11 protein-coding genes are annotated in these 17521 nt (G+C 62.5%); 9 read left to right on the forward strand and 2 right to left on the reverse strand.

The window, feature by feature from the left end; genetic code table 11:
- The first annotated feature begins 386 nt into the window (after positions 1 to 386).
- Both ACQY80_RS13120 and ACQY80_RS13125 read left to right on the forward strand, forming a co-directional pair.
- A complete protein-coding gene (locus tag ACQY80_RS13120) occupies positions 387 to 2030 on the forward strand; it encodes a M28 family peptidase (protein WP_428680366.1) in 1644 nt (547 codons plus the stop codon).
- A gap of 49 nt (positions 2031 to 2079) precedes the next feature.
- Positions 2080 to 3075 carry an alpha/beta hydrolase gene (locus ACQY80_RS13125; RefSeq protein ID WP_428680368.1) on the forward strand — a complete coding sequence of 332 codons (996 nt, stop codon included), beginning with the start codon at positions 2080 to 2082 and terminating at the stop codon, positions 3073 to 3075.
- 110 nt (positions 3076 to 3185) lie between these two features.
- Here the strand turns inward: ACQY80_RS13125 and ACQY80_RS13130 are convergent, their stop codons facing one another.
- Positions 3186 to 4106, reverse strand: a complete 921-nt coding sequence (locus ACQY80_RS13130; RefSeq protein WP_428680371.1) for a M14 family metallopeptidase — start codon at positions 4104 to 4106, stop codon at positions 3186 to 3188.
- A gap of 209 nt (positions 4107 to 4315) precedes the next feature.
- Here ACQY80_RS13130 and ACQY80_RS13135 point away from each other — a divergent pair, with 209 nt between their 5' ends.
- From ACQY80_RS13135 to glyA, 3 genes are all read left to right on the forward strand, one after another.
- Positions 4316 to 6661: a TonB-dependent receptor gene (locus ACQY80_RS13135; RefSeq protein WP_428680374.1), complete on the forward strand. Its 2346-nt coding sequence runs from the start codon at positions 4316 to 4318 to the stop codon at positions 6659 to 6661.
- A gap of 170 nt (positions 6662 to 6831) precedes the next feature.
- Entirely contained in the window at positions 6832 to 7614 is a 783-nt protein-coding gene (locus tag ACQY80_RS13140; protein WP_428680377.1) for a phytanoyl-CoA dioxygenase family protein, read from the forward strand.
- Between the two features lie 72 nt (positions 7615 to 7686).
- The gene (glyA, locus tag ACQY80_RS13145) at positions 7687 to 9012 is read left to right on the forward strand and encodes a serine hydroxymethyltransferase (protein WP_428680380.1); all 1326 of its coding nucleotides are present in this window, start codon (positions 7687 to 7689) and stop codon (positions 9010 to 9012) included.
- A 15-nt stretch (positions 9013 to 9027) separates the two neighbouring features.
- On the opposite strand, the gene ACQY80_RS13150 is transcribed toward glyA, so the two are convergent.
- Positions 9028 to 9918 carry a LysR substrate-binding domain-containing protein gene (locus ACQY80_RS13150; RefSeq protein WP_428680382.1) on the reverse strand — a complete coding sequence of 297 codons (891 nt, stop codon included), beginning with the start codon at positions 9916 to 9918 and terminating at the stop codon, positions 9028 to 9030.
- A gap of 393 nt (positions 9919 to 10311) precedes the next feature.
- Between ACQY80_RS13150 and ACQY80_RS13155 the strand changes: the two genes are divergently transcribed.
- From ACQY80_RS13155 to ACQY80_RS13170, 4 genes are all read left to right on the forward strand, one after another.
- Positions 10312 to 12372: a PQQ-dependent dehydrogenase, methanol/ethanol family gene (locus ACQY80_RS13155; RefSeq protein ID WP_428680385.1), complete on the forward strand. Its 2061-nt coding sequence runs from the start codon at positions 10312 to 10314 to the stop codon at positions 12370 to 12372.
- An 8-nt stretch (positions 12373 to 12380) separates the two neighbouring features.
- The gene (locus ACQY80_RS13160; protein WP_428680387.1) at positions 12381 to 12854 is read left to right on the forward strand and encodes a GlcG/HbpS family heme-binding protein; all 474 of its coding nucleotides are present in this window, start codon (positions 12381 to 12383) and stop codon (positions 12852 to 12854) included.
- Between the two features lie 95 nt (positions 12855 to 12949).
- Positions 12950 to 13828: an ABC transporter ATP-binding protein gene (locus ACQY80_RS13165; RefSeq protein ID WP_428680389.1), complete on the forward strand. Its 879-nt coding sequence runs from the start codon at positions 12950 to 12952 to the stop codon at positions 13826 to 13828.
- Positions 13829 to 13832: 4 nt separating this feature from the next.
- Positions 13833 to 17453: an ABC transporter permease/M1 family aminopeptidase gene (locus ACQY80_RS13170; RefSeq protein WP_428680392.1), complete on the forward strand. Its 3621-nt coding sequence runs from the start codon at positions 13833 to 13835 to the stop codon at positions 17451 to 17453.
- Positions 17454 to 17521 lie beyond the last annotated feature (68 nt).

Raw genomic sequence — 17521 nt, forward strand, 5'->3', positions numbered from 1 at the left:
GCATCGAAGTGCTCGGGTGATAGCATCTACGGCCTAGCGCGGGCAGGATGGACGGAGCCGCGCCGCGCCGCGGCGGCCGAAGGGACGATGCTGTGTGGTTGGCATGGAATTCATCGACGTCCGCTTTCTATATAGTAGGCGCCCAAAAGCCGCCGGGCCGCAATCGGCCAATCGGGTTTTGCTATCACTAGGCGAAAAGGTCTCGGATTACGCAGTCCCTTAGATCGCCTGGGGCTTTGGCCCAGAATTTCTCGCCTTCTCCAATGATGCCGCTTGGTTAGTATCCTCTCATGGGGTCGGGGCAGCAATCGGTGGCGACCGTCCCGGCGATGCAGCTGTTCGGAATATGATGGCGCCATCATTGCGCCGGTTTGTGGAGATGATCTATGCGTTTTGCCCTCCCGGCTTTGTTGGCATTCGCCGGTGCAGTCTCCGCATCGGCCCAGTCCCGGACAGACATTCCGACCGTTCCGATCGAATCAGCGAAAGAGACCGTGCGTACGCTCGCTTCCGATGAATTTGGGGGGCGTGCCCCGGGCACGCCGGGTGAGCAAATGACCCTCGACTACCTAGTCCGCCATTTCGAGAAGATCGGACTCAAGCCCGGCAACAAGGGCAGCTGGTTCCAGGACGTACCATTGGTGGCGGTGACCAGCCAGAACCACTCGGGGCTCAGCATCACCGGCGGCAAGGTACCGCTCAAATTCGACCATGGCTCGGACTATGTCGCCGTATCCTATCGCCCCGTGCCTGCGACCGCTCTGAAGGATAGCGAGATCGTGTTCGTCGGCTATGGCATCAATGCACCCGAGAAGGGCTGGAACGACTATGCGGGGGTCGATGTACGGGGGAAGACGGTCCTCATCCTGATCAACGACCCGGATTGGCAGACGGAAGGGCTGGAGGGGCCGTTCGGCGGCCGGGCCATGACCTATTATGGGCGGTGGACCTACAAATATGAAGAAGCGATGCGGCAGGGCGCGGCCGCTGCGATCATCATCCATCAATCCGAGCCCGCCGCTTATGGCTGGGGAACGGTTCAGGTCAGCTGGAGCGGCGAAACCGATATCGCCGACATATCCGGCGACGGTGAGAAACCTCCGGTGTCGGGCTGGATCCAGCTCGAAAAAGCGCGTGCCTTGCTGGAAAATGCCGGGCAGGATCTCGACGAGCTCGCCTCGGCGGCGGCACGGAAGGGCTTCAAGGCGGTGCCGCTGACCGGCGTGAAGGCGAGTCTGAGCTTCGACAATCTCCTGCGCCGGCACAGCTCGAAGAATGTGATCGGCATCTTGCCAGGACGTAGCCGGCGCGACGAATATGTGCTGACCAGCGCGCATTGGGACCATCTTGGCAAATGCGAGCCCGCCCCCGATGGCGACGACATCTGCAACGGAGCGGTCGACAACGCGACTGGTACCGCCGCGCTGCTGGCGCTTGCCGAGATGAACAGCAAGGCCGGACCCGCCGAACGCAGCATGGTGTTCATCGCGTTCACGGCAGAGGAATCCTACCTGCTCGGGGCGGACGTCTATGCCGCCAATCCGGTGTTTCCGCTCGCGAAGACCGTGGGCGGCGTGAACATGGACTCGATGCTCCCGATGCCGCCGGCCCGCAATGTGGCGATGTTCGGACGCGGCAAGTCGGATCTCGACGCCTATCTCGACCGCGCGCTGGCGAAGCTCGGGCGGATCAACACCCCCGATCCGGCGCCGGAACGCGGAAGCTACTACCGGTCCGACCATTTCACCCTGGCGAAACGCGGTGTGCCGATGATGTTTCTGCGGAGCGGTGAAGATCTGGTCGATGGCGGCGAGGCACGGGGTAAAGCCCTGGTGAACGACTATATCCGGAACCGCTATCACAATCCGAAGGACGAGTTTGATCCCGACTGGAACTGGGACGGCTTCGTGCAGGATATCCAGCTTTACTATGCGGTTGGACGCGAGCTGGCGATGACGACCGACTGGCCCAACTGGTCGGTACAGGATGAGTTCCGCGCGACGCGTGATCGATCCCGAAAGGGTGAGTGAGGGTAGGTAAAGCGCTGTGGCAATAGGTCGGCGCGAAGCAATTGCCGGGATGGGAGCATCCCTCGCTTTGCTGCCCCTGCAGGTCGGAGCAATCAGCCCGGAATCGCCCGACCTCTCCTTCGTCCACCCGGAACTTCGCCCGGCGGTTGAAACCATGCGCGAGAGTTTTGGCGGCGAAACGCATCTGACTCTCGAAGGCCTCGAGGCGTTTCGAGAGTCGCCTTTTCCGGTAACCGAGCTGCCCAGCGGGGTTGTGAAACCATCGATCGCTGGCGTGGCCGGCAGTGCGCCCGTCACCATTTACGTTTTCAACGCTCGTCCGGGACGAAAGCGCGGTGGCATCCTCTACATGCACGGCGGAGGTTTTGTGCTCGGAAGCGCGGGACAAGATATTGGAACGTGCCAGGACCTCGCGACATCGCTCGACTGCACCGTCATCTCCGTCGACTACCGTCTTGCTCCGGAAGCACGTTATACCGCCTCGCTGGAAGACAATTATGCTGCGCTGCGCTGGGTCTATCAGAACGCCCGCGACCTGGGAATCGATCCCCAGCGCATCGCCCTTGTGGGAGAGAGCGCCGGCGGCGGTCATGCCGCCCTTTTGGCGATCGCGGCTCGCGACCGGAGAGAGGTGCCGGTCGCCTTCCAATGTCTCGTCTATCCCATGCTGGACGACCGGACCGGGAGCGCACGATCGGTGCCGGCTCCGATCGGATCGCTGGTCTGGACGGCCGAGGTCAACCGGTTCGGATGGCAATCCTTTCTTGGTCGCCAACCCGGAGATCCGGATAATGCGGCCGGGGTGCCGGGTCGCGAAAAGTCAATGTCGGGCTTGCCCCCCGCATGGCTCGGGGTCGGTAGTATCGACCTCTTCGTCGAGGAGAATATCACCTTTGCCGCGCGCCTGATCGCCGCAGGCGTTTCAACCGGGGTGACCGTCGTTCCGGGGGCCTATCATGCTTTTCAATATTTCGCTCCGGAGACCCGAGTGGCTAAGTCGTTCAAGGCGTCCATGCTAGCCGCGCTCCAAGCCGCGCTGGCATAGATTGCCGCAGATTTTTTGCTGCGAGGTCGCTATCGCCGCCGGGCTGCGACGGCGTTACCGGCGAGATGAACTGTGGTCGCAGTCCTTGCCTGCCGCGCCGACAAGACGTCTCAAGCCTGCTCCAGCGCGTAATCAAGAGCGGCAACAATTGCCGTAACTTGTGCGCGAGTGCACTCGGCAGGCGACGTTTGGCCGCTGTCGGGATAGACCTCGGTCGTCGTTGTATATGGCGCTCCCGTAATCGACGGGCAAAGCCCTAGATCACGCAGCGGATACTCGATCACCCCATGCGCGACGACGGGCGATCCGATGATCTCGCCAGCCGCGTCCGCCGGGGCGATGTGGGTGACCCTCTCCACCGCGGCGACGATCGCCTGTTGAAATGCGGGCTGCGGGTTTGCGCTGTCGTCGACCACATAGAATCCATCGGGGATCGTCTCGAGCTGATAGGGCTTCCCGTCCCGCGATGCCCGGGCAGGCGAGAATTCGGTGGCGTCGGTGTCGGTCGTTTCGTGCAGGTCGATGTGCACGAGGAAATCATCTGCCGCGCTGCGAACGAGTTGGATGAGCGCGGTCGCTTCCTTTGATGGACCATCGGCCCTGAAGTTGCGATTTGGATCGACCGCATCGAAGTTCCACCGGTTGATGCGCTCATAGCCCCAGGGGCTGACGCAGGGAACGACGAGCAGGTTCAGCCTGCCGGCATAGTCGAGTCCTTTTGTCTCAAGGAACGCCAGCGCCCCCAAGACGCCGCTGGTCTCATATCCATGGACGCCGCCCGTCACGAGGGCAGTCGGTAGCATCGCGTCCGCGGGCGAGGTGCGGACCGCCAGAAGCGGGAAGGCTTCCCCGGCATAGGCAAGTTCGCCATAGGTCAGAATCTCATAGCTGCCGGCAAGCGCCTCGATCCGCGAGACGATATCCTCGGCGTAGCTGCGATGGCGCGTCTGCCGGCGCCGCCATTGCTCGACCTCGGCCGGCCCCCATGGCTCGCCAGCTTTGCCTATGGGATAGAAATGGCCGTCGGTCATCTTGCAGTCTCGTTATTTCCGGAGGGATCCAGGCGCTATTCGCGTTAGCGGAAAGATATAGGCCGGTCGCTCGCTATGGCTAGCCGCAGCCTTTCTAACCCAAACGCCCAGAATTACTCGCGTTGCGTCGTGCTCTGCTCCTGCCGCACAGTCACCCTCGACAAATGCCGGAAAAGTGCCGGTTTCACATTTGGGGGATTGCTGCTGCCATGATCAGGACACACGCACGACTGAGCCTCATCGCTCTTGCGGGGACCGCGCTCGCCACCTCGCTGCCAGCGTTCGCGCAGGAAGCCGACGCGACAAAAGATGGGCCGGTGCTTGCCGGTGATGAGATCGTCGTCACTGCGCGCAAGTCGAGCGAACGTGTCCAGGATGTGCCGATCTCGATCACTGCAGTGTCCGCCGACGCGTTGCGCGATCGCGGGGCATCCGACATCCAGGATGTTCTGCGCAGTGTTCCGGGCCTCTCGAACTCTGGGGCAGAGCGAGGCCTTTCGCGCTACAATATCCGCGGCCTCTACACGGGCGCCTCGTCGCCGACGACAGGTATCTATCTCGACGATATCTCGCTCGTGACTGTCGCCACCACTTTCGCAGGCGCCTTCGACCCTGTCTTCTTCGACATGCAACGGATCGAAGTGCTCAAGGGGCCCCAAGGCACGCTCTATGGCGGCAGCGCGATGGGCGGTGCGATCAAATATGTGAGCGCGACCCCCGATCTCGACAATTTCGGGTTCGACGGCGCGGTCGGCGTCTCGGCGACCGCGCATGGCTCGCCCTCTTATAATGGCGAGGCCGTCGTCAACGTGCCGATCGTCGCGGGGAAGCTCGCGCTTCGCACCGGTCTCTCGTACCGCCGCGACGGCGGTTATGTCGACGCCGAGCCGGGCGATGTCGTGACGATCGCGCGATCGAGCACGTCGCAGCCGCTTTATACGCCGCTCCGTCGCCCGTCTCTGACCACCCGGTCGGACAAGGACATCAACTTTTCCGATACCTGGGCTGCGCGCGCATCGCTCGAATGGCAGCCCGATGAGAGCTGGTCGATCCGTCCGCAGATCTTCCATCAATATTATGAGCAGGCCGACAATTCGCACTTCTTCCTCGGCCGCGAGGGTTTCGTGTCATCGTTCCGCATCAAGCAACCCTCGACTGACGAAGCGACGATCTACAGCCTCAACATCGACAAGGATCTTGGCGGGGTGCAACTGACGTCGCTGACGGCCCAGTTCGATCGCCATTTCACCTTCGTGCGCGATTACAGCTATTTCGTGTCGAGCCTGTTCGGCCAAGTCCCCGGACTAAATGCGCTCGAACCGCTCGTCTATCCGCTCGTCGGCTACAATCTCTCCGATAGCCGCACCTCGACGTTCAGCCAGGAAGTGCGTCTGGCGTCCAACAATCCCGACGCGCGCTTCAAATGGACCGTCGGCGGCTATTATTCGAATCAGGACGACCGCCTTGTCCAGACGCTCGACGAGCCCGGCACCGAACTGGTGTTCGGAACCAGCCAGCTTTTCTTCGGCGACACCTTCACCAACACGAAGCAATATGCCTTGTTCGGCGAGACGAGCTTCGAGGTGGTGCCCAACCTGGAAGTCACGGCGGGTGTACGTGTTTTCGAGATAAAGCAGGTCGTCGATGCGATCAACGACGGCCCGCTCTTCGGCCCACGCGCCGAAGTGGTGGGGCGCAAGAGCAATGAAAATGGCGTCAATCCCAAGTTCGGCCTGTCATACAAGCTGACCCCGGACAATCTGCTTTTCGCCTCGGCTGCGAAGGGCTTCCGTCCCGGTGGGCCGAACCGCTATCCGATCAATCCCGTTACCTGCGGTGCATCGCTCGCAGAAGTTGGGCTGACCGAAGCGCCCGAGAGCTTCGAATCCGACAGCCTGTGGACCTATGAAGTCGGCACCAAGAACCAGTTTGGCAACGGCCGGGCGACAGTCAACGCGTCGGCCTATCTCACCCAGTGGGACGATATCCAGCAGTCGATCAGCTTGAGCTGCGGCTTCGGCTTCAGCACCAATGTCGGCAAGGCTGAGGTGAAAGGCTTCGAACTCGAGGGCAGATTCGAACTCGCGCGTGGTTTCGAGATCGGCGGGACCGCGGCCTATACCGATACCGAGATCACCGAGACCGCGCTCGGTATCGCGGGTCTGGAAGGCGATGCGATTCCGCTCGTGCCGAAATGGGCTGCGACCGCCTACGCCGGCTTCTCGACCGAGATGGGGAATGGATGGGATTTCCGACTGCGCGGCGAATATCAATATCAGGGCAAGGCGCTCTATGACTTCAACGACACGGTGACGGTCATCTACCCTGGTGCCGTCCCCGGTCCGGCCATCGCCAATCCCGGCGAGTTCCAGGAAAGCTTCGAAGTCGTCAACCTTTCCGCCGGCATGGGCAAGGACGGGACGAGCGTGCGCCTCTATGCGAACAATCTGTTCGATGTCCGGCCGCTTCTCGATGTTGATTATGTCACCGGCAGCGACCGCGCCCGGACCATCCGTCCGCGCACGATCGGCATTGAATTACGTCAGAGCTTCTAGTTGGCCGCAGGCGGCGCGGCGGATCGGGACATCGCCGCGCCGCCGCGCCAAGGCCGAGTTTGGCTGGCGCTATGGCCGAAGATTACTCGTTTGCGCAGCAAGCGGCGGAAGCGGAAAGATCAATATCAGACCCCGGCCTTTTGCCAGCCATTCCATCTGGAGTTTGACCCATGAAATTGTCGCCGCAACTGCTGAAAGAATATCAGGAAAACGGCTTCCTGATTCTCCCCGAGCTCTTCTCGGCGGAAGAAATTGCCAGCATCCGCGAGGCAATGGAGCGTGTATTCAGCGAGGAGGATGAGGCGAACATTCGCGAGAAGAAAAGCGGCGTCGTGCGAACGGCGATGGGCCTTCATCTGCGCGATGCCTTGTTCGAGAAGCTCGTTCGCCATCCGCGCCTCGTCGAGCCCGCGCAGCAGATCGCGGGCGAGGATCTCTACGTCCAGCAGGTGAAGATCAATGTGAAGGCCGCCTTCGAGGGCGAGCAGTGGCAGTGGCACCAAGATTTCTCGACGCATCACAATGATGATGGCGTGCCCGAGCCGCTTGCGCTCAATCTCCACATCTTCCTCGACGATGTGAACGAGTTCAACGGCCCGCTTTATTTCTTCAAGGGATCGCAGACATTCGGCAGCATCGCGACGCTACACGACACCGAGTCGACGAGCTATGCGCTCTGGATCGTCGAGCCCGATAAGGTGAAAGAGGTTTCCGAGAGCTGCGAGCTCGTATCTGCCACGGGCAAGGCTGGCACCGCGCTCATCTTCGGCGACTGTCTCGTTCACGGCTCACCGCCGAATATGTCACCTTGGAACCGCGCGATCTTCTCGCTGATCCTGAATCCGGTGGAGAACGCCTACACGCAGGAAAGCCGGAAGGATCATCACCATCACCGTGACCTCACTCCGGTGCGTGCGCTCGGCGACGACTGTCTTCTCGAAATGGCTGGCTGAACCGGGACTCCACGATGCTCCTTGCAACTGGCCGCGCGCGCCCTGCGCGCGGCCGATCTTTGAATGGACGACATGATGACGATATTGGCGCGGCGTGACTGGGTGGACGGCGATTGCGAGGATCTCGTCCAGCGCGTCGCCGGCATGGTTGCCGGATCGACGTCCGACGCGATCGATCGCCGCCTCACCGACCTCGTCGAGGAGAACCGGCGCATCCACGACGTCGAATCGATCAATCTCAATCCCGCCACCAATGTGATGAACCCGCGCGCCGAGAGCCTGCTGGCCTCGGGGCTCGGCTCGCGCCCGTCGCTCGGACATCCGGGCGCCAAATATGAAATGGGGCTCGAGGCCATCGAGCAGATCGAGGCGCTGACGGCGGAGCTTGCCGCAGAAGTTTTCGGCGCGCGCTATGCCGAGTTCAGGCTCGCATCGGGCGCAATGGCGAACCTCTACAGCTTCATGGCGACCTGCAAGCCTGGCGATGCGATCATCGCGCCGCCCGATACGATCGGCGGCCATGTCACGCATCACCGCGCCGGTGCGGCGGGGCTTTACGGGCTCGAAGTCCATGCCGCGCCGGTCGATCCCGAGAATTTCACCGTTGACGTCGATGCGCTTGCCGATCTGGCGCGCCGCGTCCGGCCGAAGCTCATCACGATCGGCGGCAGCCTCAACCTCTTCGCGCATCCGATCCGCGAGATCCGCGCGATTGCCGATGAGGTCGGCGCCTATGTCCTGTTTGACGCGGCGCACCTGTGCGGAATGATCGCCGGACGCGCCTGGCAGCAACCGCTCGAAGAGGGCGCGCATCTCATGGGGTGCAGCACCTACAAGAGCCTGGGCGGACCGCCCGCCGGCCTGTTGATGACGAACGACGCCGAGCTTGCCGAGCGTATCGATCGCATCGCATATCCCGGCCTGACCGCCAACTTCGATGTCGCGAAAACCGCCTCGCTGGCGATGGCGCTGCTCGACTGGAAAGAGCATGGCGAAGCCTATGCGCGGGCGATGGGCGAAACGGCGACCGCGCTCGCGGCAGCGCTCGAAGAGATGGATGTGCCGCTGTATCGGTCCGCGCGCGGCGTGACCCGGTCGCACCAGTTCGCGGTCCTCGCGGCGCGATATGGGGGCGGGCAGGCGGCAGCGAGGCAGCTCCGCGGCGCCAATCTCCTGTCGTCCGGCATTGGTCTTCCGATCGATCCCGTCGCGGGCGACCTCAATGGCCTGCGTTTTGGTACGCCCGAGATCGTACGGCTCGGCATGACCGCGGGCGACATGGGCGATCTCGCGTCGCTGATCGTCGATGGACTATCGGGTGCAGACAGTGCCGCAGCGGCAGCCCGCGCAACCGAGTTCCGTTCGCGCTTCCGATCGCTTCACTTTGTCCGAAGCTGATCGGGGGACGGCGCGCTAAGCGGCCTCGCTGCCGATCTCCGCTATCCAGCGCACAAAGGCGTCGGCTGCGGGCGAAGGCGCTGCTCCCGCCCGGGTGAGGACATGGAATTGCTTCGCTGCCGGCACGCGCTGGTCGGAAAGCGGCACGAGCCGCCCGTCGTCGAGCATATCGCCGATCAGCGAGCTATGACCGATCATGAAGCCGCGGCCCTTCAGCACAGCTTCCACCGCCATGGAATAGAGCGATATCGCCTGGACCCTGAGGCCTTTAGGTTTGTCCAGCGATACGCCCGCCAACCAGTCGGCTAGATCATGCTCCCAATAAGGATCCGAAATAAGAGCAGCACCAGCAGGAAAGCCGTGATCGTCGAGTGAGGCCGACGCGATGAGTTCCGGGCTCGCAACGGGCACCAGATCGTCCGACAGGATCGGCCAAACATTGCAGCCCGGAAAAGGCGGACGGCCATATCGGAGCGCCACGTCGAAGTTCGATGTCCGCATGTCGATCACCTCAGGGTCGGCCCAGATCTCGACATTGATGTTGCTTTCCCTGGCATGGAAAGCCTCGAGCCGGGGACCGAGCCAGAGCTGGGCAAGCGCGGGCAGGGCGGTGATGCGAACCGACTGCACGCCGCGCGTGTCGGTGATGTCGCGCGTTGCCGCCGTCAGCGCCTCGAGTGCGGGCGCAATTCGCTGCGCATAGCGTCGGCCCGCCTCGGTGAGTTTCACCCCCTGTGGATAGCGATGGAACAGTTCGACCCTCAGAAAGGCCTCGAGCGCCTTGATCCGCTGGCTGACTGCGCCCGACGTGACGCCGAGGCGTGTTGCGGCGATCACGAAGCTTTCGCTAGCGGCGGTTTCGCTGAAGACGCGAAGCCAGTCGAGATTGGGCGTTTCGCGCAGCATCAGCTTCTGCGCTCCGCACGAAATGGATATTGCATGGCTCGTTTCATTCCTCGCAAGTGCGGGTCTTGCTTGCAGAGGCGGTGATTGCTTGTCGACCCGAGCAATTCTGGGGGCGAGGGTTAGTTTTCCTCGCCCAAGCCAGAAAGTCCGCCGATTAAACGGGCTTTATCGACGGTTTTGAGGTTGCCTGCCTGAGACCCCTAGAAGTTCTGAGGCTCTGCGCGAGCTTTACTGCGTTGCGCGCCTTGGCGTTCGTCACCCATTGATGCGCCATAGGACGAGCGTCGGGGCAGGGTGATCTGCGGCAGCGCAGTCCGGCCAAGAAAATGCGCCGGCGCGAGCCGGGCAGGGGGTTCGGGGATGATGGGCTTGCGCAGTTTCTTACTAAGTTTGGTGGCGCTGACGCTCGCGGCTTGTGGCGGTGGCGCCGAGACCGGCAGCGCCTGGATGCGCGAGACCGCTTATTATTATCCCGCCTCCCAGGTGGATGCGTCCAACGTCGCAGATCTCGGGGTCGCGTGGGAGTTCAACGATTTCGTGGTTCGCGGCCGCACCAATCGCGGGGTCGAGGCGACGCCGATCGTCGTCGATGGCGTCATGTATACGACGGGCCCCTGGAGCGTCGTCTATGCGCTCGACGCCAAGACCGGAAAACAGCTTTGGGTCTATGATCCCGAAGTCGATGGCCAGTTCGCGCGGCGCACTTGCTGCGACGCGGTAAACCGCGGCATCGCGATCGATGACGGGGTCGTCTATGTGGCATCGCTCGATGGCTATCTCGCTGCGGTCGACGCCAAGACCGGCAAAGAGCTCTGGAAAACCGACACGATCACCGACCGGAGCCGCAGCTATGCGATCACCGGCGCGCCGCGCGTCGCCGGCCGCAATGTGGTGATCGGCAATGGCGGCGCCGAGATGGGCGTGCGCGGCTATGCCAGCGCGTTTGACAAGAAGACGGGCAAGCTCGCTTGGCGCTTTTTCATCGTCCCCGGCGACCCGGCGGCAGGCCCCGACGAGCATCCCGAAGTGACCGAGGCACGCAAGACCTGGGATCCGAAGTCGCGCTGGGATCTGGGCGGGGGCGGCACCGCGTGGGACTCGATCGTCTACGATCCCGACACCAATATCGTCTATGTCGGCACCGGCAACGGCAGCCCGCACCCGATCTGGCTGCGCAGTCCCGCCGGCGGCGACAATCTCTATCTCTCGTCGATCGTCGCGATCGATGCCGATAGCGGGCGCAAGAAGTGGCATTACCAGACCACGCCGAGCGACAGCTGGGATTATACCGCAACGCAGAATATGATCCTTGCCGACATCGAGTTCGGCGGAAAGCCGCGCAAGGTGATCATGCAGGCGCCGAAGAATGGCTTCTTTTATGTGCTCGACCGCGTCACCGGCGAGCTTCTGTCGGCCGAGAAATATACGACGGTGACCTGGGCCGAACGCGTCGATCTCAAGACGGGGCGCCCGGTCATCACGGCGCAATCGGACTTCTCGAAAGAGACGAAACTCGTCTGGCCGTCGGAAGCGGGCGGGCATAATTGGCCGCCGATGTCGTACAGCGAGAAAACCGGGCTTGTGTACATTCCGGTGCTCGAAGCGGCGATGACCTTCGCGGTCGCCGAGCAACCCTATCGGCCCTACAGCGTCACGCAGGGTGTCCAGACCGGGCTTCCGGCGCTTGGCGACCTCAACGACCCTGCGGTTGCCAAACTGATTGCAGGACAGCCGAAGCCGAAGTTCGAGCAGGTGCTGAAGGCATTCGATCCCAAGACCGGCAAGATCGTCTGGACCTCGAAGGTCATGCCCTTCTGGAGCGGCGGCGTCATGACCACCGCGAGCGGTCTGGTAATCCAGGGCTCGGCCGACGGATTCCTGACCATCTATGACGGCAAGAATGGTGCGGTACTGCGCCGGATCAACATCGGCACCGGGATCATGGCAGCGCCGATGGCCTATGAGGTGGACGGCGAGCAATATATCGCGGTTCCGGCGGGCTTCGGCGGCTCTTTCAACGCCTATTTTCTCCCCGGCTGGGCAGCGAAGGAGCGGGTGAACGATCCGCGGCTGATAGTTTTCAAAGTCGGCGGATCGCCGGTAAAGCTTGCCGCGCCGCGTTCGAACCTCCCGCTTCTCGCCGCTCCGGCACAATATCGCGGCAGCGCGGCAGAGGTCGCGCGCGGTGGCGCGCTCTACGGCGAGAATTGCGCGCGCTGCCACGGCGATCATACCGAATCGGGTGGCTATCCGAACCTCTGGAAGATGCCGCCGGAGACACATGCCGCCTTCGACAATATCGTGCTCGGCGGCGCCTTCTCCTATGCTGGCATGGCCTCGTTCAAGGATGTGCTGAGCCCGGCAGACGCGCGCGACATCCATGCCTATCTTGCCGCGCCGGTCGCGCCCCCGGCACCCGAAAAGCCCGCGCCCACGCGCAAATCCTTCCATTGAGGAACAGCATGATGAAAACTCTCTGGTCCAGGACCTCGGCAGCGGCGCTCGTCGCCATACTCGCCGCCAGTCCAGTGTGCGCCGAAACTTCGCCTGCGCCCATGCTCACGCTTGCCGAAGCAAAGTCGGTGGCCGCGCGTGCTGAGCGCGCTGCCGCCGAAAAGAAAGTCGACGTCGCGATCGTCATCGTCAATCGCGAGGGGCGGGTAATCCTGTCCGAACGCATGGACGGCGTTTCGTTCGTCAATCTCGCGCTCGCCGAGAAAAAGGCGGTCACTACCGCCGCGACCGGCGTCCCGACTTCGATACTCGAAAAGGCCACCGACGGCGGCAAGCCGTCGTTCCTCTCGGTTCCCGAAATTTCGGTGATCGGCGGCGCGGTGCCGCTGCTGCGCGGCGAGCGCGTCATCGGCGGGATCGGCATTAGCGGCGGCACCACCGAGGATGACGAAAAGATCGCCACGGCGGGCGCGGGAAGCTGATCGCGCCGCGATAGAAAACGCCAACAGATTGGTGATCCTTGGGTGCCAGCGGCATTCGGACGCTGATTGACCTTAGAGAATTTACAGGAAGTCCGATGCTCAAAATCGAAAATCTCGTTCATGTCTATCCCAACGGCACCCGTGCGCTCGACGGCCTCACGCTCGATATCCCGCCCGGCATGTTCGGGCTTCTCGGCCCCAACGGCGCTGGCAAGTCGACACTGATGCGGACGATCTCGACGCTGCAGGTCCCGACCTCGGGTTCGATCCATTTCGACGAGATCGACATCATTGCCGATCCGGGCGCGCTTCGCCGGACCCTCGGCTATCTGCCGCAGGACTTCGGCGTTTATCCGCGCGTCTCGGCCTATGACATGCTCGACCATCTTGCGGTGCTCAAGGGCTATGGCCAGCGCGGCGAGCGCCGCGCGGTCGTCGAGGCACTGCTGAACCAGGTCAATCTCTGGCAGGTGCGCGACAAGGCGATCGCCGGATTTTCGGGCGGGATGCGGCAGCGTTTCGGCATCGCGCAGGCGCTGATCGGACAGCCGCGCCTCGTCATCGTCGATGAGCCGACGGCGGGTCTCGATCCCGAGGAAAGCAATCGCTTCCTCAATCTGCTGGCCGAGATTTCGGAGAAGGTCGTGGTGATCTTCTCGACCCACATCGTACAGGACATTGCCGACCTTTGCCAGAACACCGCGATCATCGCGAGCGGGCGGATTATCCGGACGGGAACGCCCGACGATCTCGTCGCTGGGATGAAGGGACGCGTCTGGACCAAGACGATCGACAAGGATGCGCTCGAGGGCCATCGCCGCGACTATGACGTGATTACGACGCGCCTGTCGGGCGGACGTACGGTCATTCACGCGCTCGCCGACGCCGATCCGGGCAATGGCTTCCTGCCGATCCCGGGTGATCTTGAGGATGTCTATTTCTCGACGCTCCTGCCGCTGCGCCGGGCGGCCTGACCCGATGGGCATGTTCCGGCACGTCGCGGCGTTCGAACTGCGCTACCAACTTCGCTCGCCGGTCTTCTGGGGCACGAGCATCATCTTCGCGATCCTTGCCTATGCGTCGATCGCATCGGACGACATCCGGATTGCGTGGGGCGGTCAGGTCTTTCGCAACGCGCCGCTCGCTGTTGCCGTCAACAGCATGGTCTGGACGATTTTCGCGGTCTTCATGGTCACGGCCTTCGTCTCGACTGTCGTCCTCCGCGACACCGAAACCGGCTTCGGTCCGATCATTCACGCGACCCCGCTTTCCAAGTTCAACTATCTCTTCGGGCGCTTCGCGGGCGGATTTCTTGCGACCTGCGCCGCCTATCTCAGCGTGCCGCTCGGCCTCCTGCTCGCGGTCGCCTTGCCGGGCGTCGATCCGGAAACGGTCGGGCCGATCCACATCGGTGACTATTTCCTGAGCTTTCTGGCGCTCAGCGTCCCGACCTTGTTCGTCCTTAGCGCGGCATTCTTCTCGCTCGCGACGATGACCCGGTCGCTGGTCGCGACTTATGTCGGCGCGCTCGTCCTGCTCGCCATCTATCTGTTCACGAGCACCTATTTCAGCCGCCCGGAATTCGGGGCAGGGGCGACGCTCGCCGATCCCTTCGGCATCGCATCGGTCGAATATGCGACGCGGCATTGGAGCGCGTTCGAGCGCAACATGCTCTTCCCGCCGGTCACCGGATTGCTGCTTCAGAACCGGCTTGTCTGGTTCGGCGTTGCGTTCATTCTGCTGGCCTTGACCTGGCGCTCGTTCACGCGAGGCGTTTCGAAGCCGGCGGCCGCAAAAAAGTCGAAGACGGCGAAGCCTGCGCAAGAGAGCGCTGTTGCGGTGGCACGAGCGAGGACCGTCATCGCGCCGCCAGCCCAGCGATCGCTCGGCCGCGGGCCGCTGGCGGCGCTGACACGGCACGAACTGATCGGTGTCGTCCGCAGCCCGACGTTCCTCATCATTCTCGGCTTTGCCTTCGTTAACGCGATCGTGGTCCTCTGGCTCGCGGGCGACGACCTGACGACGACCGTCTATCCAGTGACCCGGGTGATGATCGAGGCTCTCCTCGCCTCGAAAACGATCCCGCTCTTTGTCGCGGCCTTCTACGCCGGCGAGCTTGTTTGGCGCGACCGCGAGGCGCGTATCCACGAGATCGTCGGGGCGACGCCGTCGCCCGACTGGGCCTTTCTCCTGCCCAAGATTTTCGCGGTCGCGACGATCCTGCTGGCGATGGGCCTCATGAATGTCGCGGCCGCCATCTCGGTCCAGCTGCTCAAAGGGTTCACCGAGATCGAGCCGCTCCATTATCTGACATGGTATCTCGCGCCCTGGGTTTTCACGATGTCGCTCTACGCCGTGCTCGCGGTGTTCGTGCAAACGCTTGTTCCGCACAAGTTCGTCGGCCTGCTCGTCATCCTGCTCGTCTTCCTCGCCGAGATTTCGCTGCCGTCGATGGGGTTCGAGAGCCATCTCTATCTCTTCGCGACGACGTCGTCGGTGCCGCTCTCGGACATGAACGGTCTCGGCCAGTTCGCGGCTCATGCGGCCTGGTACCGCGCCTATTGGGCGGCCTTCGCAGTCATTCTTGCGCTGCTGGCCTATGGTCTGTGGCCTCGGGGCGCGTCGGCGCCGCTCGGCGTCCGGTTGCGCAAGCTGCCGACCCGGCTGAAGGGGCCGGCAGGATGGAGCGTCGGCGCTGCGGCTACCGCGATGGCGGCGCTTGGCGGCTTCATCTTCTACAATAATTATGTGCTCAACAACTTCCCGACATTCAACGAAAGCCAGCGCTGGGCGGCCAATTACGAAAAGGCGCTGCTGCATTATGACGAAAAGCCGCAGCCGAAAATCACCGACATCACGCTCGAGGCGGACATCTATCCTGATGCGCCGAAGATCGTGTCGCGCGGGACGCTGACGTTCGAGAACAAGACGGCGGCACCGATCGGCGAGGTCTATGTCTCGTGGCCTCGCGCGCAGGTCCAGAAATCCTTTATCGGGACGCGCATCACGCCCGAACTCAAACTCAAATCGCTCATCGTCCCAGGCGCGCGGATCGCGCGCGACTATCGCGATTTCAATTTCCGTGTCTATCGGTTCGACAAGGCGATGGCGCCCGGCGAACGCCGTACGATCCGTTTCGAGGCCGTGCGTGAGCAGCGCGGTTTCCGCAACACAGGCAATGAGGAGCGCATCGTCGACAATGGCACTTTCGTCGAGAATTATGCGATCGCTCCCAGCCTTGGCATCTCGCGCTGGACTTTGCTCGAAGACCGGGCGACGCGGCGCAAATTCGGCCTGGCGCCCAACCTCGCGCCGTTGAGCGAAGAACAGGGCCGCAAGTTCAACTATATCCGCCACGACAGCGATCCCGTGAACGCCGAGATCGTACTCACCGGACCCGCCGATCAGACCCTGCTCGCGCCCGGCAAGCAGGTTGCTCGCAGCGTCAATGGCGCGCGGCAGACCGTCCGCTTTCGCAGCGAGGCGCCGATGATGAACTTCTTCTCGATCCAGGCCGCGCGCTATGCCGTTCGCAAGGACCGGTGGAAAGATGTCGCGATCGAGGTCTATCACCACCCCCCGCACGGCTATAATGTCGATCGCATGGTGAGCGTGACGAAGGACGCGCTCGACTATTATTCCCGCAACTTCAGCCCATACCAGTTCGGACAGTTCCGGATCATCGAATTCCCGGCCTATGCGAAATTCGCGCAAGCATTTCCGGGGACTGTCCCCTATTCGGAAGGCGCAGGGTTCATCCTAAAGATCGACGATTCCGCAGGTGTGGATTACATCTCCTACGTCACCGCGCACGAGCTCGCGCATCAGTGGTGGTTCCACCAGGTGACTGGCGCCGATACGCCCGGCAGCACCATATTGTCCGAAACGCTCGCACAATATTCGACGCTGATGGTGATGGAGAAGCGCTACGGTCCGGCGATGGTTCAGCGGTTCCTGAAGAGCGCCGCCAATGGCTATCTGACGACGCGCGGCAAGGACAATGTGACCGAACCGACGCTCGAGAAGGTGCAGGAGCAGGCCTATGTCCGCTACGAAAAGGGCGGCATCGTCATGTATCTGCTCAAGGACCGGATGGGCGAAGAAGCCGTCAACCGGGCGCTCCGTTCGCTCATTACAAAATTCGCCTTCAAGGGCGCGCCTTATGCCACGTCGAGCGATCTGCTCGCGGCGCTCCGCGCGGAAGCGCGGCCCGATCAGCAGCAACTGATTACCGATCTTTTCCAGAAGATCACGCTTTACGACCTCAAGGCGGACAACGCCCGTGCGGTGCGCCTGCCGGACGGCAAATGGCGGGTGGAGATGTTCGTCGAGGCGCGCAAGCGCTACGCCGACCGGAAAGGCATCGAAACTGAAGCGCCGCTCAACGAAGTTTTCGATATCGGGGCCTTCAATGTCGATCCTGCGACGGCTGCCTTCCGTCCGGTCAATGTCATCAAGGTCGAAAAGTGGCGGCTTCGCTCGGGGCGCCACCGCGTCGCGATTGTCACCGATCGCAAGCCCTCCTTCGTCGGGCTCGACCCCTATCTCAAATATATTGACCGCAATGCGCAGGACAATATCGCGCCAGTCCACTTTTAGGGGCTGATCACGGCGGGATATCGGTACTTGTCCCGGCACCCCAGATCCCTATGCTGATCCTCGCTCCG

It is taken from the genome of Sphingopyxis sp. (assembly GCF_965279755.1).
GTDB lineage: Bacteria > Pseudomonadota > Alphaproteobacteria > Sphingomonadales > Sphingomonadaceae > Sphingopyxis.